This window comes from Ruminococcus sp. FMBCY1 (assembly GCF_023921805.1).
GTDB classification, from domain to species: Bacteria; Bacillota; Clostridia; order Oscillospirales; family Acutalibacteraceae; genus Ruminococcoides; species Ruminococcoides intestinale_A.
Map to the genome: position 1 here is coordinate 146,827 of NZ_CP074197.1, position 20,021 is coordinate 166,847.

Genomic DNA, 20,021 nt, shown 5'->3' on the forward strand with positions numbered 1-20,021 from the left:
TGTAAAATGTATAAATATGTGTTATAATCGATAGCACAATAATGAGTTTAAAGCAAAATTAATATATTTGATAAAGTTAATATGTGTTTTACGGAAAGGAAGATTCTTGTGAAATATCATAAGCTGTTGGAAAATGCCAAGAAGCCGAAGGGCTTTTGGGGCAAAAAAATGATTAGTTCCATGAATGAAGGACATTACGAGCTTACCGGTTGGGCGCTTGATCATATAAATTTTGAAAGACATTATCGTGTGCTTGATGTTGGCTGTGGCGGCGGTCTTACCGTGTCGAGAATAGCAGAGAGAATCGGTAACGGCAAGGTTTACGGAATAGATTATTCTGCGCTTTGTATCAAACATTCAAAGGCACAGAACAGAAAAAACATTCTCTGTAATAAGGTTAAAATCGTACTTGCCTCGGTTTCGTCTTTGCCGTTTGAGGATTGCAGCTTTGATGTTGTAATTGCGGTAGAAACCTATTACTTCTGGCCGGACAAACTTAATGATTTAAAAGAAATTTATAGAGTGTTAAAGCAAAACGGCAGGATTATGCTTGTATTTGAAATGCTGAAAACTCCCGAAGAACCTGATAAATGGAAGGCTGTAGAGGACAAGGTAGGCATAAAAACAGTGACAGAGGAGGAGATACGGGAAATGCTTGCAAAGGCAGGCTTTGAAGACATTGAAACCCATAAAAAGGACGGCACTACATGGCTTTGTGCCATCGGTGTCAAAAAATAAATAAAAGCAGGTGAATATATGAAGGCTTTAATTACAGGAGCAAGTTCGGGGATTGGTAAGGAAATTGCGAGAATCTTGGCTGCAATGGGGTATGATTTGATAGTTGCGTCAAGAAACTATGATAAGCTGACAGAGCTTAAGGCTGAACTTAAAAATGTAAATGTCAGAGTAATCACCATTGATTTGTCACGGGAACAAGACGCTATTGATTTGTATGAGCATTTAAAAGACGAGGATATAGATTTTCTCGTCAATAATGCAGGCTTTGGCGCATATGGCAGATTTTTGGATGTACCGCTGAAAAAAGAGCTTGATTTAATTCACACAAATATAAGTGCAGTGCATATTCTGACAAAATGCTTTTTGCAGGATATGGTTAAGAAAAATAAAGGCTACATTCTTAATGTAGGCTCGTCAGCGGGCTTTTTGGCGGGTCCGACTTTTTCAAGTTATTATGCATCAAAAAATTATGTTGTAAGGCTTACAGAGGCTGTTCACGAAGAACTGAGGCGACAGGGCAGTAATGTTAAAATTTCCGTGCTTTGTCCCGGTCCTGTGAATACTAATTTTAATAATGTTGCGGATGTAAAGTTTTGCCTTAACGGACTTTCGCCGGATTTTGTTGCTAAGTATGCGATTGAGAAAACTATGAAAGGCAAAATGGTTATTATTCCCGGCTTTACAATGAAAGTAGCAAAAGTTGCTCAACGGTTTGTGAGTGAAAATATGCTTACACGCATTTCCTACAATGTGCAGAGCAAAAAAGAGGGACAAAGGTCAGATACCGAACAAAAAAATTTTAATAAAGCAGAACACGCTTAAAAAGGAGCGGAGAAAATATGAAAAGATTTGTATTATTAATGTTTACGGTTCTTTTCATAATTTTCTCCGCTGTTTCTGTTTTTGCCGCCGATACAAACGGCGTAGCTTTCAAAACAGAAGATATAAATTGTGATAAAGGCAGAATTTTTAAGGTTGATGTAAAGGCAAAATCGTCCGAAAAAATCTCTGCCGTATTATTAAAATTTACTTATGACAGAAATATAATAGAATACCGTTCAATCAGTTCCGATTCGGACAGTCTGGCTTATGCTTATGATAACGGAAGTACATTAAATGTATCTTACCTTTGCAAAGACGGCAAAAATATTGATAATGACACGGTAATACTTACTTTAGAATTTAAGGCAACAGCCGAAGGTCAGAGTAATTTGCAATATACAGCCTATGATTGTGTTAATTCTTCGGCAGAAAGCGTTGAAATTTCGCAATGTTCAAGCGGTAAGGTAAGTGTTACAAAACAAGGCAGTGAAAAATCAAATGATAATGAAAAATCGGATACAACGGAATATAAATCCGAAAGCAATGAAAGTACAGGAAATTCAGAAAAAAGCAGTATTGACGAACTCGGTTCATTAAACGGCAAATTTTCAGACAACACTGTATTTATGCTTATAGTTGGAGTTATTTGCGGACTTGCTGTCGGTGTTTTGTGTTTTATGCTGTATTTATCTGTGATAAAGCGGAAAAATAAGGCAAAAGAGGAAAAAGACAGGCATTAACTTGACATAACACCGATTATGCTATAAAATTTAATTTGAACTTAATATTTGTTATGGTTTATTCATTTAATTAATAGGGAAGACGGTGCAAGTCCGTCACAACCGCCATTACTGTAAACAGTTATAGCCTTGGCTCATGCCATTGGGAAACCGAGAAGGCGCCTTGGCTGCTTTAACGCAGACTGTAAGTCAGGAGACCTGCCATAACATAGTTTGAAAAACTTTCTTGGGCAGTGGGAGAATAGTTATTGGGTAAATTATTACCCTTTATATAGCTATGCCTCTTTTAAGGGGCTATTTTTTTATTTAAGGAGAATGTTTATGAAAACAACAGCAAAATTTATTTCTGCTTCACTTGCTACTTTGCTTGTTTCTGCATCTGCAGTTACGGCATTTGCGGCAGAAACAAAAGACATTACAGTTTCACTCCGTATTGAGGGTGTGAATTCTTGTGTGCTTTATGACAATTATGAAATTCCACAGGGTAGTACGGCAGCTGACTTAATTCAGTATGCAGACAAGCTTTCTGATGATGTTACGGTAACAGGCGCCGAAAATAATTACATAACAGATGTAAACGGCGAAACAGCAGGCAAATTCGGCGGCTGGGACGGCTGGCAGTATATTGTAAATTCAGTTTCACCAAATGTTGGCGTAGGTGATTACACACTTAGCGACAATGATACAGTTGTTCTTTATTACGGTGATTTTCCTTGTCTTCTTCCGCAGATTGACACTTCGGCATTAAACAGTGACGGAAAAATCAGTTTTAATGCAGAGTCAACTACATATGACAGCGACTGGAATCCGACCGTAAGCACAGTTGCTATTGCAGATATGACAGTAACTTTTGACGGTCATACTTATACAACAGATGAAAACGGTACAATTTCACTTAGCAAGGCTGATTTTACATCAGGTGAGCACAGTGTTCAGGTTGAAAAGAAAAATTCAAACGGTGCTCCTGCCGTACTTCGTTATGCTGACGACTTTACAGTTAATATTGCAAGAGAAAACACAATTAATGTAAATCTCAGAATTGAAGGTCCGGAGGCTTGCTACCTTAAAGACACATTTGAAATTGCAAAGGACAGCAATGTCGGTCAGCTTATCTCATATGCAGACGAAGTTTCTGATAATATCGAAGTAGTAGGTGCAGATGCAGGCTATATTTCAGAGGTAAACGGCATTGCAGCAGGTTCATTCGGCGGCTGGGACGGCTGGTATTATGCTGTAAACAGCGTAGTTCCTAATGTAGGAGTAAACGATTATACACTTAATAATAATGATACAGTAGTTCTTTATTACGGTGAGTATCCATGCTACCTCCCGATTGCAGATACTTCATTGCTTACAAGCGAGGGTAAAATTACATTTACAGCAAAGGCTACATTCGGTGACGCTGTTCTTCCGATTGATAATATGACAGTATATTTTGACGGCAAAGAATACACAACAGATTATAACGGTGTAGTTGTAATTGATAAGGATCAGCTTACATTCGGCGACCACAGCTTACAGGTTGAAAAGTACGGTTACAGCGGTGCTCCTGCAGTTCTTCGTTACGCAGATGACTACACAGTATTTGTAGATACAAAGATTGTCAATGATGTAAACCTTGACAGTAAGGTAGACATTAACGATGTTACAGCTATTCAGACATACCTTAGCAATTATAACAATATTAGCGAAGAACAAGTAAGAATTGCTGATGTAAACAAAGACGGAAAAGTTGATGTAAATGATGTTACAGCACTTCAGACAATTCTTTCGGGTGAAACAGAATAATTCTAATAAGGAATGATAATTATGCTGAAAAAACTGACAGCTTTACTTATATGCGCAGTAATGTTATCTTTATCGGTAACAGTAAATGCGGCTGAAAACTACACAAAAGAAGATATTTCAAAAACTATAGACGGAATTATCTCGTATAAATCGGCAATTTTAAAGGCTGACGATACAGCTTCGTTTGTACAAAAACTTTCTGAAACCACAGATAATTCTGAAACACAGTGGTATATTATTTCTTTGTCAAAATACGGTACAGATGTAACTGCTGTACAAAGTTCTATGATAAAATCTGCCGAAAAGTTATATAAATCAAAAAGCAAAGCTACAGATTTTCAGCGTACCTCACTTGCACTTTATGCCTGCGGACTTAATCCTGAAAATATCAACGGCAAAAATTTGCTCAGTGACGGAGTTTATAACAGTGAAAATGTGAACAAGCAAGGTATAAATGCATATGTTTATGCCTTGCTGTCACTCGACTGTGCAAATGCAAAAGTTCCGAGTGACGCAAAATATGACAGAGAATATTTTATTAAAAAAATTATAGGCTTACAGCTTTCGGACGGTGGTTTTACACTTATGGGAAAGTCTGCCGATACCGATGTTACCGCAATGTGCTTACAGGCACTTGCTCCTTATAAATCTGACAGTACGGTAAAAGAATCTATTGACAGAGCACTTAATGTTTTGTCAAAAAAACAAAATGAAAAAGGCGGATATTCTTCTTTCGGCACAGTAAATTCCGAGAGTGTTTCCCAAGTTATTTCTGCGCTTGTTGCACTCGATATAGATGTGCAGTCGGATTCAAGATTTATTAAAAACGGCAACACTCTTGTTGACAATCTCATGACTTTCAAAAATTCTGACGGCGGTTTTTCTCATATTGAAAACGGAAAATCGAATAATATTGCGTGTTATCAGGCATTAAACTCACTTGTTGATTTATATAAATATATGTCAAAGGGCAATACCGAGATTTTTGAATTTGACGATACAAAGAAAAATAATTCTAATAGCGAAAATTCCCGACAGAACACTGAAAATTCAAACACAGACAGTTCTGAGGTTAATATAGACAGCAACAATAAAAATAATTCTGTAAATACAGGTGATATTACAGAAAAACATAATTCGCAAGTTGACGAAGGACAGCAGGAAACAACTGTAAAGCCCGAATCCAATAATGCGGAAAATTATGATGATCAGGTAATGGCTTTGGCAGATGACAATTACGAGCCTTTTACGCTTGCATCTACTCCGGATTCCGTAGCGGCGGCAAATTCGGATGACGACAATAATTTTATTTTCTATGTTTCTCTTATCGGACTTGTGGCAGTAGCGGCTGTGCTTTTAATTATAAGATTAACAGTGCTGAAAAAAGACGGTGAGCCGTTCAGATTATTCGGCAAAAGAAAAGGTGACAAATAATGAAATTAAAACTTTTATTACTTGTATTGATAATTACTGCCGTGCTATGCGGCTGTTCGGTTCAAACTCCCGATGACTACTATTCCTCTTCATCTCAAAAAGAGGGGATGGAGGTTACTTTTTCAATCAACTGTTCAACCATTTTAAATAATATGGATCAGCTTGAAAGCGGTCTTGAAAGCTATGTTCCGAGTGACGGCGTAATTCTCAAGCCTACAAAGATTACTCTTGACGAAAATGCTACCGCATATGATGCGCTTAGTGAAGCCTGCCGTCAGAATAAAATTCAATATGAATACGAGGGAACGGACGCAGATATTTATATCGAGGGTATTGCAAATCTTTATGAATTTTCTTGCGGTCAGCTTTCAGGTTGGGAATACTGCGTAAATGATGTTTTTCCGTCGGTAGGCTGCAATTCTTATGATTTGCATGACGGAGATACAATTAAATTCTTATATACCTGCGATTTGGGCGCAGATATCGGAAACGAATTTACAGGAGAAGAATAATGCTAAGATTTAATTCCTTTAATCCGCTGGCACAGCTTATATATTTTGTATCTGTGCTGTTGGTATCAATGTTTACATGGAATTATATAATTTTACTGCTGTCGCTTTTCGGAGCGGCGGCTTATTCTGTATTACAAAAGGGTTTTAAATTATTTTTAAAATCCTTTTTTGGTTATGTGCTGATTTTTTTACTTGTAACAATAACCAATCCGCTTTTCTCACACAAGGGAGTAACACCGCTTATATTTATAAATGATATTCCTGTTACGCTTGAGGCTATAGTTTACGGTGCGGTGCTCGGACTGATGCTTTTGAGCGTAATACTTTGGTTTTCGGTATTCAACAGCGTGTTTGATTCCGAAAAACTTATATATATTTTCGGAAGATTTTTACCAAGACTTGCATTATTGTTTTCAATGGTACTTCATTTTGTGCCTAAATTTATTCTTGTGTTTAAGCGCACATTGGCGGCTCAATCCGATTTTTGCGGTAAAAATAAATTTAAACAATACATAGGTGCATTTTCTGCTTCGGTTTCCGTAATGCTTGAGGGTTCGGTTCAAACTGCCGATTCAATGAGCGCAAGAGGATACGGAGTTAAAAAGCGCAGTTTTTACTGCCGCTTTCCTTTTACAAAAGCAGATACGGTTTTTACTGTACTTTCTCTGGGAATGTTGACTACAGTGCTGTTTGCTTTAGCGACAGGTCAACTTGATTTTCTTATATATCCGCATATCGAGATGTGTGATATTACAATATTATCCGTACTCGGAATGTCGGCTTTCGGTGTACTATCATTTATGCCGTTTATCATTGAGTTAAAGGAGGAGCTTGTATGGAAATTTTCTCTGTCAAAAATTTAAGTTTTACTTATCCGCAGATGCAGGAAAAGGCTTTGGATAATGTGAATTTCACTGTGAAAAGGGGAGAGTTTTGTGTTATCTGCGGTCAGTCCGGCTGCGGAAAAACAACACTGCTAAGACTTTTAAAGCCGCAGGCAGCTCCTCACGGCACAAAAACGGGAGAAATATTTTTCTGTTCCGAAAATATTGAAAAATGCAGTGAAGAAGATACGGCTTTTAAAATTGGCTATGTTTCGCAAAATCCCGAAAATCAAACAGTAACCGATACCGTACTCCATGAACTTGCCTTTACGCTTGAGAATATGGGAATGTCGAGTGAAGAAATAAATATTAAAATAAGTGAAACGGCTACTTACTTTGGACTTTCAAAAATAATAGAACAAAAGACAAACTCACTTTCTGGCGGTCAGATGCAAATTCTTAATCTTGCGGCGGCATCTGTTGCCGAGCCTGATGTATTAATTCTTGACGAACCCGCAAGTCAGCTTGACCCTGTATCGGCAGAAAACTTTTTTACAATTCTTGACAAGCTTAATAAAGACTTGGGTATCACTGTAATTATTACCGAACACAGACTTGAAAAACTGTTTCCCGTTGCAGACAGAATTATTGTTATGGAGCAAGGAAAAATAATTACCGATACAGCACCTAAAGATACTTGCAATGCTCTTAGCAAAATTTCAAAAAATCATCCTATGATGCTCGCTTTGCCCGTGCCTGCACGGCTTTATTCCGTAACGGATTGTAAATCGCAATGCCCCGTTACGGTCAAAGAAGGCAGAGAACTTTTTGCAAAATATAGCAAAAATAATTCTTTTACAGAACATACATTGCAGAATAATAATTCCGACGATGAAATATTATCGGTTAAAAATGTATATTTCAGATATGATAAAAAGTCTGATGATGTGCTCCTCGGTCTTAATTTATCGGTAAACAGAGGGGAAATTTTTTCGGTTGTCGGTGCAAACGGCAGCGGAAAATCAACTTTGCTTTCCGTAATAGGAGCAAGGCTTAAGCCGTACAGAGGCAAGGTGAAACTAAATGAAAAAACAGCTACTATGCCTCAAAATCCACAATTGTTATTTGTTAAAGACAGCTTGCTTGAAGACTTTAAAAGCGTGAGCGGGGATTTGGAAAAAATTAATAAATTGTCAGAAAAGTTTAATGTACACCGTCTTTTAAATCACCATCCGTATGACCTTAGCGGAGGTGAAATTCAGCGTGCAGGTTTTGTAAAACTTTTACTTCTCGAACCGAAAATATTATTGCTTGACGAACCGACAAAGGGTTGTGACAGTTTTTCAAAAGCAGAACTTGCAAAAACTTTAAAAGAACTTTCCGACAACCAAATTACAATATTACTTGTTACACATGACCTTGATTTTTCGGCTGAAGTTTCCACTGTATGTGCAATGCTTTTTAACGGTACTCTTTCAAAAAGACTTGAACCGCACGAATTTTATTGCGGAAAACGATTTTATACGACTTCTGCAAATAAAATTTCACGAGGTATAAAAGACGGCATTATAACAACGGAAGAGTTGATTTCCGCTGTTAAGGAGGAGTAAAATGACTGCTAAAAAGATAATAAAATACTTATGTGTTTTTGTGGTTGCACCGCTTATTGTACTTTGCGGAGTGTTTTTCTTCGGCGACCGCAAATATGCCTTTATATCGCTTGCTTTGTCGGTGGTTGCCTGTATTCCGTTTTTTATTTCTTTTGAAAAAGGTAAAAACGATGCACGCAGAATTGTTATAATAGCTGTTATGACGGCATTGTCGGTAGCGGGCAGGTTTGTATTTGCTCCCATTCCGTTTTTTAAGCCCGTTACTGCAATTGTAATTATTACCGCTATTTATCTTGGCAGTGAAGCAGGTTTTATTACAGGATCTTTTTCTGCTGTGGTTTCAAATTTCTATTTTGGACAAGGACCATGGACTCCGTTTCAAATGCTTGCGTGGGGACTTATCGGATTTTTGGCGGGCTTGCTTGCTAAAAAACTTGTTGAGAGTAAGGTGTTGCTTATTATTTACGGCGCTCTATCGGGCATAGCATTTTCTTTTATAATGGATGTATGGACAACTCTCTGGGCTGACGGCACATTTAATATAGCAAGATTTGTGGCAAGCATTACAACCGCAGCACCGTTTACCGTTGTTTATATGGTTTCAAATGTAATATTCCTGTTGTTGCTTACAAAACCAATCGGAAGTAAATTGCAACGATTAAAAACTAAATACGGAATTTTTTAGGACAAGGGGAAGTTTAGCTTTCCCTTTTTATTTTGCCGTGTATTATTTGCCTGTCTTCTGCATATAATCATTTGCATGGAGGTAATATATGGCAATGTTAAAAAAACACAAAAAAACGTTGTTGTCAGCATTGCAGAGAGTTTTCTGCTTTATATTGGCAGCAACAATTTTGGGTGCGGTGGGTGTTCCCTCGGCCGTACTTGCACTTGACGGTGCAAATCCGACAGTAGAAATTGTCGGATTTATGAGGGGCGACAGTAACGATCTTCGTTCAAGTGAGCTTTTAATGGCAAAAGTAAGCAATTACGACGGTAATCCTCAAGAGCTGACTTACGAATGGAAAAATAAGCTTGGCACTTATCTGTATGTATTTGACAAGCACGATATGGCTGTGGTGCGTGGCACAAAAAGCGAAATTGAAATTTACAATTCGGATAAAGGCTTGTTCGCTTCTGATAATATGAGCGGCAGATCTTATAACCGCAGCTATTCGCACAAAGGCTTTGCTTATGCGGCAGTTTACGGTGCATCTGTTAACTCTGAAAAATTAAAAGGCGGCATTTCCGTAACAGTAAAGGATTCTGACGGAAATATCATTGCGACAGCGTCGTATGATGACGATTTCAAAAATTATGACCTGTCAAAAGATATGGCAAACGCAGTGTTTGGTGTGTTTGAGGGTGAGAGCGTTGATATTCTTAACCTCTTAGGTCAAAGCTCGGTTGTTCATGTTGTATGTCCTGCCTGTTATGTAAGTCAGGGAACAATAATTTCCGGCAGCGATTGCATAAGTTTAAGCAAGTCAGAAAGCGGTTACTCAATAACCGGTTTAAAAGCCGGTGAAGGTGTAATTAAAATTAATCTTCAAAAGAGAAACTGCAAATTCCATAAAAACTCGGAAAACAGTTCGACTACAACCGTAATAGTATTTAAAAAACCTAACACTTCCACAACTGCAACAACACTCACTCTTACAAATCTTGATGACAGATGCGAATATTATCTTGAGGGTGTTAAGGGTGAAGTAATTGACGGCAAAATAACTTTTAGCAGTCTTACTCCCTCTACTGAATATAACATAGAGGTACGGGGCAGTTATATTGACGAGAACGGTACAACTAAAACTGCATACGCCTATGTAAAAGACACAACAAAGGACTGCTATACATCAAGTGTGGTTTTCAACCTTGATGATACTGTAGCGGATACCGAAAGCATATTCGGTAAACCGTACGAGGTTGCCGTAAAGTCTGACAGTGATTACATTGTCTTGCAGAGCGGTGATAACGGTTATACTGCAGAACTTGCTAAAGGCAATTATAAAGTGCTTTTAAAAGACGGTAATGATTATAAACAGATTGATAATGCGGTTCTTACCATTGACAGTGATGATAACAGCATAGAGATAAAATATTACTCTGTAGTTTATAATCTTGATGGTGGTACACTCAACGGCGATACAAAATTTGTTTACCGTGAGGGTGAATTCGTAAAAACAATTGATAATAAACCAACTAAGTATGAGTATGTATTTGACGGTTGGAAGTGCGGTGAAAGCACTTATAGCAACAGCCAACAAATTACAGATTCAATTGACAGAAAATATGAATTCACAGCAATATGGGAAGTAGATAAGATAGGCAACGGAGAAAAGCCTGACGGAATCCCCGATAAATATCAGAAGAAAGTAACCTTTAAAGTAGTAAACGGTACTTGGGAAGATAAGACTTCAAATGATATTTCATACTATGTAACTTTGCTTGACAAAGAGGGTAAGTGGAATGTCAACGGTACTGCAAGAATCAATATTCCAACAGGTATGACAGCAAATTACGGTTATGAAAACGGCAAGTGGGATATTGAACCAAAGTCACCTGTAAAGGGAACAAATGCGGAAACTTACACTTATACTTTTACAAAGAAAACCGACCCGAAAGTTGATTACAAAGAACCAAACGAAAACGATAAACCAACACCTGCTACACAGGTAGTAGAGTACGGAAAGAAAATACAGGTAAAGCCGAACGGCGGTGTATGGGTTCACGATAACAAAACCTATTCGGGTGATGATGTAGCAACATTTGTTCTTGAAAAGAATATAAAACTCGAAGATCCAACGAGAACAAACTATGTATTTATGGGTTGGGATAAGCAGAAAGGCAAAGACGATGTAGCCTATATCTTCACGGCAATATGGGAAGTAGATAAGATAGGTGACGGAGAAAAGCCTGACGGAATACCGGATAAATATCAGAAGAAAGTAACCTTTAAAGTAGTAAACGGTACTTGGGAAGATAAGAGTGCAAATGATATTTCATACTATGTAACTTTGCTTGACAAAGAAGGTAAGTGGAATGTCAACGGTACTGCAAGAATCAATATTCCAACAGGTATGACAGCAAATTACGGTTATGAAAACGGCAAGTGGGACATTGAACCGACTGAAATTGTATCAGGAATTGAAGATGTTGTTTATGTTTATTTGTTTGACAAAATAGCAGAAACAGAGCCACAACCGCAACCGACAACTGTACAGCCGACTCCTACAGTTAAAACCGTTGTTCAGGAAAAAAGGGTTTATAAAACACAGTATGTTGAGCCTATTACCTTAAAAACAGGTGATAATCTCACTTTCTTAGGTGTGCTTGTCGGTTTGTGTGCAGCAGGTTTTGCAGGAACAATAATTTTCGGTAAAAAACGAAGTAAGTAATATTAAAAAGGCGATTGCAGATTAATTTTGCAATCGCCTTTTTTCAAATACAGAATAATAATAAATATTTCAAAGGTTATAATAAATTAAATGAGGTGAATTTATGGCAGAGGTAATTAAAATAGTTTTGACTGGCGGTCCATGTGGCGGTAAAACAACTGCTTTGAATTTTTTGAAAGATGAACTTGAAAAGTTAAATATAAAAGTTTTTATATTAGAAGAAATTGCAAGTAATTTATTGAGCAACGGCATTACTCCGCAAAAACTTGGTGTATATGAGTTCCATAAACAACTTTTTGAAACTCAATTAAAAGAAGAAAATTCTCTCGAAGAGAAAGCTAAGGCATACAATGGGGAAAAGGCTGTAATTTTATTTGACAGAGGATTGCTTGACAGCAAAGCATATGTTACCGATGCCGAATTTAAAAAATATATTTCAATAAGTAATAAAAATGAAGATGTATTAAGAAATTCGTATGATGCTGTATTTCATTTAAAAAGTGTTGCTTGTACAGATGAAAACACTTACATTAAAAATTGCAATTCTGTCAGAAAAGAAGATGTAAAGCTCGCCAAGGAACTTGACGAAAAATTACTTTCTATATGGACAGGCACATCACACCTACGAGTTATACCAAATAACAGTGATTTTAATAAAAGGCTCGATAATTTGCTTAAAGAAGTATTAGGGTTCATCGGTGTTCCGGAACCTCTTGAAATTGAGCGTAAGTTTTTGATAGAATACCCTGATATTGATTATCTTAATAATATGACTGCTTGCAGAAAGGTTGCGATTACTCAGGCATATTTAAACACTCCCGAGGAAGGAATGTTCAGAATACGGAAGCGTGGTTACGGCAAAGACGCAGTATATATTAAAACGGTAAAAATCAAGATTAATGATTTGAAAAGGATAGAAAAAGAATCTTATTTGACACAAGCCGAATACAATAATTATCTTTCAAGAAAAGAATGTATAACGGGTATTATTTCAAAGGACAGATATTGCATAGTGTATGATGACGAATATTTTGAACTTGATATATATCCGTTTTGGAATGACAGAGCAACGCTTGAGATAGAATTGCTGTCAGAAGATCAGCCTTACAAACTTCCTCCTTTTATTAAACTTATAAGAGAAGTAAGTCACGAACCCGAATACAGAAACATTGCACTTGCGCAAAGAATGGTTCATAACAAAGGGACTGATTAAGATAACTTAGTTGATAACAACATTTCGATATTAATACCAAGTGATATTGACATTATTATCTGCAATGTGTTAAAATGCCAATATCATTAACTTCATTATCAAATTAAAACAGGAAAATAATTATAAAAAATTAAAAAAAGTGTTGACAAATGGAGTTTGCTGATGTATAATAATGAAGCTGACTTAAGGGAAAAACAAATTTTTAAGTTAAGTATGCGGCAATAGCTCAGCTGGATAGAGCAACTGCCTTCTAAGCAGTAGGTCAGGGGTTCGAGTCCCTTTTGCCGCGCCACATGGTGGGATTAGCGTAGTTGGTTAACGCGCCAGTTTGTGGCACTGGAGACCGACGGTTCGAATCCGTCATTCCACCCCATTTGACTCATTAGCTCAGTTGGCAGAGCACTTGACTTTTAATCAAGGTGTCCGGAGTTCGAATCTCCGATGGGTCACCATAAAGCCGCACATTTTACTTTTGTGCGGCTTTTGATTTAAAAACCACGAGTTGGGTTTAAATGGTGGGCTGTCGCCAAGCGGTAAGGCAACGGACTTTGACTCCGTCACCCGTGGGTTCGAATCCCGCCAGCCCAGCCAAAAGTAAAGTGATTTAAATAGTTAAGCAAAACTACTTAAATCGCTTTGCTGTTTATTTAACAGTAATAGGTTTCAGATAGTCGCTTCCTCTCGTTGGATTGTCGCATTAGCTAACATCAGTTCAAGCCGATAACAACCACGAGGTAACTACACAAAGGGATAGGTGGTTGCACACCGATTCCGCAGTGGAAAGAAATACCCCTATCTGTCCTTTATTAACTTTTATTTGCAAAAAAGTAAGACCTGCACCACCGGATAAATAGTACAGGTCTTGACAAAATATCTAAAAGCGTATAGAATTAAGCAATACGCATGTTTAGCTTCTCAAGTTCTGAGTACATGGAATACTCGGGGCGCACGCTTATCAGCGATTGCAGTCGTTGATAAGCTGAGGGGCTTATTTTATTTGCACTCACATTTTACCATTTTAAGAGAAAAATGTCAATATGTAATGGAAAATATAGTTAAATTTAGTTTTACTATTTAATTAAGTGTCCCACCGTGGGACACTTATTATAAATAAAATATAGTGATGAAAAATCACTATATAGTAGGAGTGATAATTATTAAGACGATATTAGTTAAGGCGAATGGTCAAAAGTTTCAAGTTTATTCGGCTGAAGAAGTTAATAATAAAATATGTGTAATATTTAACAAGGACGGGAAAAAGTATTATTACAATAAGCAGAGTATTGAAATTTTGGAAAACAAGAGATCAAACTTTGTATTGGAGTCATATATAAAAGGGAAATTACCTTTTACCGTATATACATTTAAAAAAGAATGTTTCAGATGTCACGGATTGACAAATGTTATAACTTACATAAAATATAAATATAGCCCTTACGATGATTTAACTTATCCTTGGGATATAAATAGGCTTACTAATAGTCAAGATATTTTTGCTCACATAATGGATCCGTCTATCGAATATTTTGGATTAAGTGTTATAGGCAATTTACCAAAATTTGACAGTATTCTTATGAACGCTTTTCCTGATAGAATTGATGTAAGATATAGTAATACTACAAAAACATCTTATCCAATGAATTTATGTGAGCACTGCGGAACACCACAGGGAAATTATTATATTTATAGGCAAGTCAATGAAATGATTGATGATATGCAACAAATTGATATTTTGGAATACACTACATTAGAAGATGAAAAATAGATAGTAATTAGACAGTTTATTTTATCACAAGTGTCCCACCGTGGGACACTTGCAGTAATACGGTTTTATTATTGATGATTGCTTTTCATAAGACTATAATAAAAGCGGTTCTCTCAACCAACCAAAATGAGAATTTAAAAAGTATTTTCAAAAATTATTGATTTTTTTATAAATATATCATATAATATAAGTGGACACAATGATGTCTTTAATGAGGAGTGCCTTGCAGCTCTAAATGCAAGTGATTTATGTTGAGTGCCCTGCAGCTCTAAATGTAGGTGATTTATGTTGAGTGCTCTGCAGCTCTAAATGCAGACCGTAATGTATAAAAAAGGGAGCGAATTTTCGTTCCCTTTTTGTTTTAAGGAGAAATGCATTTGAAAGACCTTGATTTTTATATTGTACCAAATAGTTATATTACATACTTACAAAAGGCCGAGAGTATAAAGCGGGGTTTTACTCGTGTTCCGAATATGGATTATGGTAAAAATCATAAGCCTAAGTTTATATGTGGTATTGTACTTAAGATTAATGATGTAAGTTATTTTGTCCCGGTATCATCTTATAAATTTAAGAAACCTGATAATTTTCTGATTTGCGATAAGAACGGAAATACAATCTCATCTTTAAGGTTTAATTATATGTTTCCTGTTCCGTTAGAAATTATTAAACAGCGAAGAATTGATATTGAACCGGACTTAAAGTACAGAGCTTTGTTGGCCCAAGAACTTAAATATTGTAAAGACAATCAAGATACTATAAGAAATTTAGCTAAAAGAACGCATAAAAGGGTAATGCTTGCAAAAAGCCCAACACTTGTTAAAAACAGTTGTGACTTTTCTTTTCTTGAGCAAAAGTGTCAAGAATATGAAAATCAGTTATTGCAAACCCAACAACCAATCTTACCAAATCAAATACCACCTGTTCCTACAAATGAATTTACACAAGGAATATAATATAAGCCTTCTGCCGAATTTGGCAGAAGGCTTTTTTAGTACAAGTGTCCCACGGTGGGACACTTGAAGTATCAAAATAACAGCATTTGATGTTTTAAAATAGCAGGAAATAAATTAACTGTCCCACGGTGGGACACTTGCGGTATCAAAATAACAGTATTTGATATTTTAGAATTGCAGGAAAAACAAATTAACTGTCCCACGATGGGACACTTATTTATATGTTTTGATTAAAATTATTTAAATGTTGTGGTGATTGTATTTGATTAGGTAGAAGTATATTCTGTAATTGTAATTCATTTATAAGATAATTCTTTATATCGGTTATGTGTTGTTCAAGTCTATTTGGAAAACGACCTTCATAAGACAGAATACGCAGTAATTTTTTATGTATAGTTTCAATTTCTTGTTTATTTTTTAAGCAAAGGGGATTGCCTTGCGAAATGTATGCTTTAGCAATATATTTATCTGTGATAGGAAAGCAGTTACTAATTCTATATAGTGCCGGTTTATTGGTGTAACCAATATGATAATACGCAGAACGAATATCATTTTTTGGTAGTTGTATGTAGTTATTATACTTGGCAATTTGATTTTGAGTTCTGTGAGAAATATCACTTGTTGGTATAGCCCAAAATAATCCGTTAATATTTTTATCTTTAATACAACAATAAATTGGACGCTGTTTACTGTCACCGTATTTACCACCCAAATTATTGATTAATTTAATATAAGAGTTATCAATTAAATAAAAACTGTTTTCCTTCATTTTTTCTCCTTTGTCTTTTACAAAATAAGCCTCCTACCATTAAGGTAAGAGGCTTTTCGTCAAACCGCCAATTTAGGAACGCCGAACGGTAGGCATATTCAATCAAACCGTCAATTTAGGAACGCCGAACGGTAGGCATATTCAATCAAACTGTCAATTTAGGAACGCCGATCAGTAAGCGTATTTTCTCTGGGATTTCTCCCTACAATATTATTATACACATTGCAGAATAATATGTCAATGATTTTCTGCAAGTGTCCCACGGTGGGACACTTGCGGATAAATGATTATTCAGTTTCAACTATAAGTCTTTTGTTTATTTCTTCAATCCAGCTACTATTGTCAGACTCCAAATATTTTAAAAATCTTTTAAAATTGCTGCTTCCTTTTATGCTGTCATCAGATTCTAAATTTTGAACTCTTCGCTTCATATCATAGTAGTTTTCCTTTGTAATAAATTGCATAGCTTTTTCTATTTGATTAGCTTTTGCTTTATAATTTTCTACGCCTGTAAAATGCTTAATTAACGGAGCATTTACAGGTTTGGCAGGGGTGTTGAGATTTTCATCTGTCCAATGTTTTGAAACAATTTGCATAGTACACGGATTACCGAATATGATTAGTGAGTCAGCTATATTGTCAATTCCATGAAATTCATTGATTTTACGCTTTATGTCATTGTACTGTTCATATGGCTTTTTTTCTGTATCGCAGAATACAAGAACAATATCATATGAGTCACTATTATAGCGGTCTTGGTATCTTGCAGGTATGTTACCGTTTCCATTAGCATTAACTAATTCTATATGGTATTGGTCGTTCCATACTTGTAACTCTTTAAGTCTGTCAAGGTAAAAGTATTCTTCGTTTCCTTCACAAATAATACATATTCTTTGCTTGTCAAAAAATATAGGTAGGTTATTCATCATCAGATGATGTACCTCCTTTCACTGTATCATTATGAATACTTATTAGCGTATTGATTAAATCAGGTTCCGGTATTGCACCGAGAGCACCTTTTTTGTATTTTTCAATAATATCTGTGGTTTCACGCACACCTTGTTGAGCTGTAAAATTAGCAAGTGAATAAAAATAAACATTGTACTTATCTTTGTGAACAAACCATATTTGTTCTTTTCTAAACAGCTTTTTGCAATCCATTAAACTAATGTCGTGAGCAGTAAATATCATTTGTGCCTTAGTATTTAATTCATTATTGAACATAGCTACTATGGCTCTTGTAAGTTTAAAATGAAGGCTGCTGTCGAGTTCATCTATAATTAAAATTCGGCCTTTTTCCAACGCTTCAATAACATAGCTTGCTAATGCTGCTATTTTCTTTGTTCCGGTGGAATCAAATATCATACTTGGTACTTGAATACCTTTATATGTTGAAACTAAACGAATTTGATCCATAATGCTGTCAGGTAAGTTTAGTGCATTTTCATCAGCTTTTCCTTCATCTTTTTTGGAAAATTTTATTTTATCCATATCAACAAATTCAAAATTATCCATATATAAATCTGCGTTTTTAATAAATTCAACAATCTTGTTTTGAAGATTGTTTTTATTTTTCATTAGCTCAATAGTATGCTTGATAGGAATATTATTCATATTAACAATATCAATTTTATTTGCAAAGCTGATTAGTATTTTTTTCATTTCATCAAGATATTTGAATTTTGTTGTATCAATCTGATAAAAGAACAGACTATTATTTGATATAACGGGTAACATTGTATCTAAATTTTCATCTGCACAGTAATATTCTTTATTTTTCACATCTTTTTTGAACCAACATTGTGTTTTTTCGTTGCCGTATTGGTCTTTTATTATTTCTGAAAAACATTCATATATATATTCTTCTTTATTTTCATCAAATTTAAAATCAAATGAAAATTCTCTGTTAAATTCTAAGAAAGTAATGCCAAGTTCACATATTGAATTGTCTGTAAATAAATTAGACATTAGTCTTGATTTTCTGTTTAACAGGGCATTTTTAATATCAGCTATACATTTAATAAAGCGTGTTTTACCTGTATTATTTGAGCCATATATGCCGGCAGCTTTTAATATATTGAAATTGTTTTCTTTATGAACATTAGTGATAAATCTTTTATTACGCATATCTGCGTTCATTGAAAATACAACTTCTTGATTGAAAATATAGCAGTTATTAATTCTTATTTCAACTATCATACTTATTCTCCTTAATTCGCAATCAAATTTTTGCATTTGTTTTATATTAATATTATAGCTTATACTTATATTTTATGCAATATTATTGCACAAAATATTTTGATTTTTTAACAAGTGTCCCACGGTGGGACACTTGTTGCAGCTTCAGAACGGTAAATCATCATCAAGAGGCATATTTTCAAAATCGGGTTGTGATGGCAAAGGCGGCTGTTCAGATGTAGTTGAAGAAGAGTCTTTATTATTATTTGCTTTTTGCACACGCTCACCGGTAAATGATACTGTATCTGCGACAATTTCGGTTACATAGCGTGTACTTCCGTCATTGGCCTGATATGTACGACTTTGTCGTTTGCCTTCAAGAGCAATCATATTGCCTTTTGCAAAATAGCGACATACAAATTCTGCTGTGTAGTTCCAACAGACAACATTGAAAAAATCAACCTTTCTTTCTTCACCGGGTTTGTTGTAATTTCGTTCAACTGCGATACTAAAACTTGTTACGCTTTTTCCGGTAGTAGTTGATTTGAGTTCAGGGTTAGCAGTAAGTCTTCCCATGAGTACAATTCGATTTAACATATTTATGACTCCTTTTTTATTAATATATCAGTTAAGTGTCCCACCGTGGGACACTTGTGGATAAACAATAGGTTGTTTATTTATTTTTTCTCTGCTTTCGGGTGTTTAATTGTAGGCGAGTAGCTGCACAGGTTATGACTTTGCAAAAGTTATTTTACAGTCAACTTTAAAATAGTGTAGGGGAAGAGCTGCCGGCGTAAGTTATGCTGCATTTTTACGAGCAATCGTCTTGTTCTATTTTTTCTCTGCTTTAGGGGCTTTTGCCGAGCCTGAAAACCTTGCATATTTTAGCTTTTACGCTGTTGCCGTTGAGTATATTTTCTTTTTAACCTGCAATTATTTATCGGTAATTCTGATTTTGAAGTAATCTTTTGAGAAACAGCAGCTTTTCCCTAAGTTCAAGTGTCCCACCGTAGGACACTTGAGGAGGTAAGCTATAACTGTCCCACGGTGGGACACCAAAACAATATTTTGCCACGGAAAGTAGGGTAGTAAATTTTGCAGGATAAAGACTTAATATTGCAAGCAATATTAAGTCGGTCACAAATGTCGGCAGTGCCGACATTTTCGATAACATTAACTTTAATATCATCGACTAAGCCTTTAATATCACTTTTAGATTGCTGTTTTATTTTCATCAGATAAAAGCTGACTTTTTAGTAACATTGATTTTAATATTG

At 35.7% G+C, this 20,021-nt stretch carries 18 protein-coding genes, 4 tRNA genes and 1 riboswitch; of the genes, 17 read left to right on the plus strand and 5 right to left on the minus strand.

The window, feature by feature from the left end; translation table 11 throughout:
- Window positions 1-108: 108 nt before the first annotated feature.
- From KGF34_RS00640 to KGF34_RS00720, 17 genes are all read left to right on the plus strand, one after another.
- Window positions 109-738, plus strand: a complete 630-nt coding sequence (locus KGF34_RS00640) for a class I SAM-dependent methyltransferase (protein ID WP_252559498.1) — start codon at window positions 109-111, stop codon at window positions 736-738.
- An 18-nt stretch (window positions 739-756) separates the two neighbouring features.
- Entirely contained in the window at window positions 757-1,560 is an 804-nt protein-coding gene (locus KGF34_RS00645; protein ID WP_249376487.1) for an SDR family oxidoreductase, read from the plus strand.
- Window positions 1,561-1,577: 17 nt separating this feature from the next.
- On the plus strand, window positions 1,578-2,300 hold the full coding sequence (locus KGF34_RS00650) for a cohesin domain-containing protein (protein ID WP_252559500.1): 723 nt from the start codon (window positions 1,578-1,580) through the stop codon (window positions 2,298-2,300).
- A 37-nt stretch (window positions 2,301-2,337) separates the two neighbouring features.
- Window positions 2,338-2,521, plus strand: a riboswitch (cobalamin riboswitch).
- A gap of 100 nt (window positions 2,522-2,621) precedes the next feature.
- The gene (locus KGF34_RS00655) at window positions 2,622-4,088 is read left to right on the plus strand and encodes a DUF4430 domain-containing protein (protein ID WP_252559501.1); all 1,467 of its coding nucleotides are present in this window, start codon (window positions 2,622-2,624) and stop codon (window positions 4,086-4,088) included.
- Window positions 4,089-4,109: 21 nt separating this feature from the next.
- On the plus strand, window positions 4,110-5,522 hold the full coding sequence (locus KGF34_RS00660; protein ID WP_252559502.1) for a hypothetical protein: 1,413 nt from the start codon (window positions 4,110-4,112) through the stop codon (window positions 5,520-5,522).
- Window positions 5,522-6,034 carry a DUF4430 domain-containing protein gene (locus KGF34_RS00665; RefSeq protein WP_022235100.1) on the plus strand — a complete coding sequence of 171 codons (513 nt, stop codon included), beginning with the start codon at window positions 5,522-5,524 and terminating at the stop codon, window positions 6,032-6,034. Before KGF34_RS00660 ends, KGF34_RS00665 begins: the two co-directional genes overlap by 1 nt.
- Window positions 6,034-6,897 carry an energy-coupling factor transporter transmembrane component T gene (locus KGF34_RS00670; RefSeq protein ID WP_252559503.1) on the plus strand — a complete coding sequence of 288 codons (864 nt, stop codon included), beginning with the start codon at window positions 6,034-6,036 and terminating at the stop codon, window positions 6,895-6,897. The genes KGF34_RS00665 and KGF34_RS00670 overlap by 1 nt, the downstream gene beginning before the upstream one ends.
- Complete coding sequence (locus KGF34_RS00675) at window positions 6,870-8,468, plus strand: ABC transporter ATP-binding protein (protein WP_252559504.1); 1,599 nt, start codon at window positions 6,870-6,872, stop codon at window positions 8,466-8,468. Before KGF34_RS00670 ends, KGF34_RS00675 begins: the two co-directional genes overlap by 28 nt.
- 1 nt (window position 8,469) lies before the next feature.
- Window positions 8,470-9,153 carry an ECF transporter S component gene (locus KGF34_RS00680; protein ID WP_195410819.1) on the plus strand — a complete coding sequence of 228 codons (684 nt, stop codon included), beginning with the start codon at window positions 8,470-8,472 and terminating at the stop codon, window positions 9,151-9,153.
- Window positions 9,154-9,307: 154 nt separating this feature from the next.
- Window positions 9,308-11,863, plus strand: coding sequence for an InlB B-repeat-containing protein (locus tag KGF34_RS00685; protein WP_252559505.1), 2,556 nt, complete (start codon window positions 9,308-9,310; stop codon window positions 11,861-11,863).
- Window positions 11,864-11,966: 103 nt separating this feature from the next.
- Window positions 11,967-13,076 carry an AAA family ATPase gene (locus tag KGF34_RS00690; RefSeq protein WP_252559506.1) on the plus strand — a complete coding sequence of 370 codons (1,110 nt, stop codon included), beginning with the start codon at window positions 11,967-11,969 and terminating at the stop codon, window positions 13,074-13,076.
- 215 nt (window positions 13,077-13,291) lie between these two features.
- A tRNA-Arg gene (locus tag KGF34_RS00695) sits at window positions 13,292-13,368 on the plus strand.
- A gap of 4 nt (window positions 13,369-13,372) precedes the next feature.
- A tRNA-His gene (locus KGF34_RS00700) sits at window positions 13,373-13,449 on the plus strand.
- Between the two features lie 3 nt (window positions 13,450-13,452).
- Window positions 13,453-13,528 (plus strand) — tRNA-Lys (locus tag KGF34_RS00705).
- A gap of 64 nt (window positions 13,529-13,592) precedes the next feature.
- A tRNA-Gln gene (locus tag KGF34_RS00710) sits at window positions 13,593-13,667 on the plus strand.
- Between the two features lie 532 nt (window positions 13,668-14,199).
- A complete protein-coding gene (locus tag KGF34_RS00715; RefSeq protein WP_117704815.1) occupies window positions 14,200-14,841 on the plus strand; it encodes a hypothetical protein in 642 nt (213 codons plus the stop codon).
- Window positions 14,842-15,218: 377 nt separating this feature from the next.
- Window positions 15,219-15,797 carry a type III toxin-antitoxin system ToxN/AbiQ family toxin gene (locus tag KGF34_RS00720; RefSeq protein ID WP_243240603.1) on the plus strand — a complete coding sequence of 193 codons (579 nt, stop codon included), beginning with the start codon at window positions 15,219-15,221 and terminating at the stop codon, window positions 15,795-15,797.
- 217 nt (window positions 15,798-16,014) lie between these two features.
- On the opposite strand, the gene KGF34_RS00725 is transcribed toward KGF34_RS00720, so the two are convergent.
- The 5 genes from KGF34_RS00725 to KGF34_RS00745 all read right to left on the minus strand — a co-directional run bounded on the left by KGF34_RS00725 (window position 16,015) and on the right by KGF34_RS00745 (window position 19,979).
- Window positions 16,015-16,566 carry a hypothetical protein gene (locus tag KGF34_RS00725; protein ID WP_195410814.1) on the minus strand — a complete coding sequence of 184 codons (552 nt, stop codon included), beginning with the start codon at window positions 16,564-16,566 and terminating at the stop codon, window positions 16,015-16,017.
- Between the two features lie 287 nt (window positions 16,567-16,853).
- Window positions 16,854-17,492: a hypothetical protein gene (locus KGF34_RS00730; RefSeq protein ID WP_243240602.1), complete on the minus strand. Its 639-nt coding sequence runs from the start codon at window positions 17,490-17,492 to the stop codon at window positions 16,854-16,856.
- Complete coding sequence (locus tag KGF34_RS00735; RefSeq protein ID WP_195410812.1) at window positions 17,485-18,765, minus strand: ATP-binding protein; 1,281 nt, start codon at window positions 18,763-18,765, stop codon at window positions 17,485-17,487. The genes KGF34_RS00730 and KGF34_RS00735 overlap by 8 nt, the downstream gene beginning before the upstream one ends.
- A gap of 144 nt (window positions 18,766-18,909) precedes the next feature.
- The gene (locus KGF34_RS00740; protein ID WP_252559507.1) at window positions 18,910-19,341 is read right to left on the minus strand and encodes a single-stranded DNA-binding protein; all 432 of its coding nucleotides are present in this window, start codon (window positions 19,339-19,341) and stop codon (window positions 18,910-18,912) included.
- A gap of 434 nt (window positions 19,342-19,775) precedes the next feature.
- Complete coding sequence (locus KGF34_RS00745) at window positions 19,776-19,979, minus strand: hypothetical protein (RefSeq protein WP_252559508.1); 204 nt, start codon at window positions 19,977-19,979, stop codon at window positions 19,776-19,778.
- Window positions 19,980-20,021: the final 42 nt, after the last annotated feature.

Excerpts from the sequence above, each read along its gene's own strand:
- KGF34_RS00730 (WP_243240602.1), bottom strand. The coding sequence starts at position 17,492 with ATGAATAACCTACCTATATTTTTTGACAAGCAAAGAATATGTATTATT.
- KGF34_RS00740 (WP_252559507.1), bottom strand. The coding sequence starts at position 19,341 with ATGTTAAATCGAATTGTACTCATGGGAAGACTTACTGCTAACCCTGAA.
- KGF34_RS00690 (WP_252559506.1), top strand. The coding sequence starts at position 11,967 with ATGGCAGAGGTAATTAAAATAGTTTTGACTGGCGGTCCATGTGGCGGT.
- KGF34_RS00665 (WP_022235100.1), top strand. The coding sequence starts at position 5,522 with ATGAAATTAAAACTTTTATTACTTGTATTGATAATTACTGCCGTGCTA.
- KGF34_RS00715 (WP_117704815.1), top strand. The coding sequence starts at position 14,200 with ATGAAAAATCACTATATAGTAGGAGTGATAATTATTAAGACGATATTA.
- KGF34_RS00670 (WP_252559503.1), top strand. The coding sequence starts at position 6,034 with ATGCTAAGATTTAATTCCTTTAATCCGCTGGCACAGCTTATATATTTT.
- KGF34_RS00660 (WP_252559502.1), top strand. The coding sequence starts at position 4,110 with ATGCTGAAAAAACTGACAGCTTTACTTATATGCGCAGTAATGTTATCT.
- KGF34_RS00650 (WP_252559500.1), top strand. The coding sequence starts at position 1,578 with ATGAAAAGATTTGTATTATTAATGTTTACGGTTCTTTTCATAATTTTC.
- KGF34_RS00735 (WP_195410812.1), bottom strand. The coding sequence starts at position 18,765 with ATGATAGTTGAAATAAGAATTAATAACTGCTATATTTTCAATCAAGAA.
- KGF34_RS00725 (WP_195410814.1), bottom strand. The coding sequence starts at position 16,566 with ATGAAGGAAAACAGTTTTTATTTAATTGATAACTCTTATATTAAATTA.
- KGF34_RS00675 (WP_252559504.1), top strand. The coding sequence starts at position 6,870 with ATGGAAATTTTCTCTGTCAAAAATTTAAGTTTTACTTATCCGCAGATG.
- KGF34_RS00680 (WP_195410819.1), top strand. The coding sequence starts at position 8,470 with ATGACTGCTAAAAAGATAATAAAATACTTATGTGTTTTTGTGGTTGCA.
- KGF34_RS00655 (WP_252559501.1), top strand. The coding sequence starts at position 2,622 with ATGAAAACAACAGCAAAATTTATTTCTGCTTCACTTGCTACTTTGCTT.
- KGF34_RS00645 (WP_249376487.1), top strand. The coding sequence starts at position 757 with ATGAAGGCTTTAATTACAGGAGCAAGTTCGGGGATTGGTAAGGAAATT.
- KGF34_RS00745 (WP_252559508.1), bottom strand. The coding sequence starts at position 19,979 with ATGAAAATAAAACAGCAATCTAAAAGTGATATTAAAGGCTTAGTCGAT.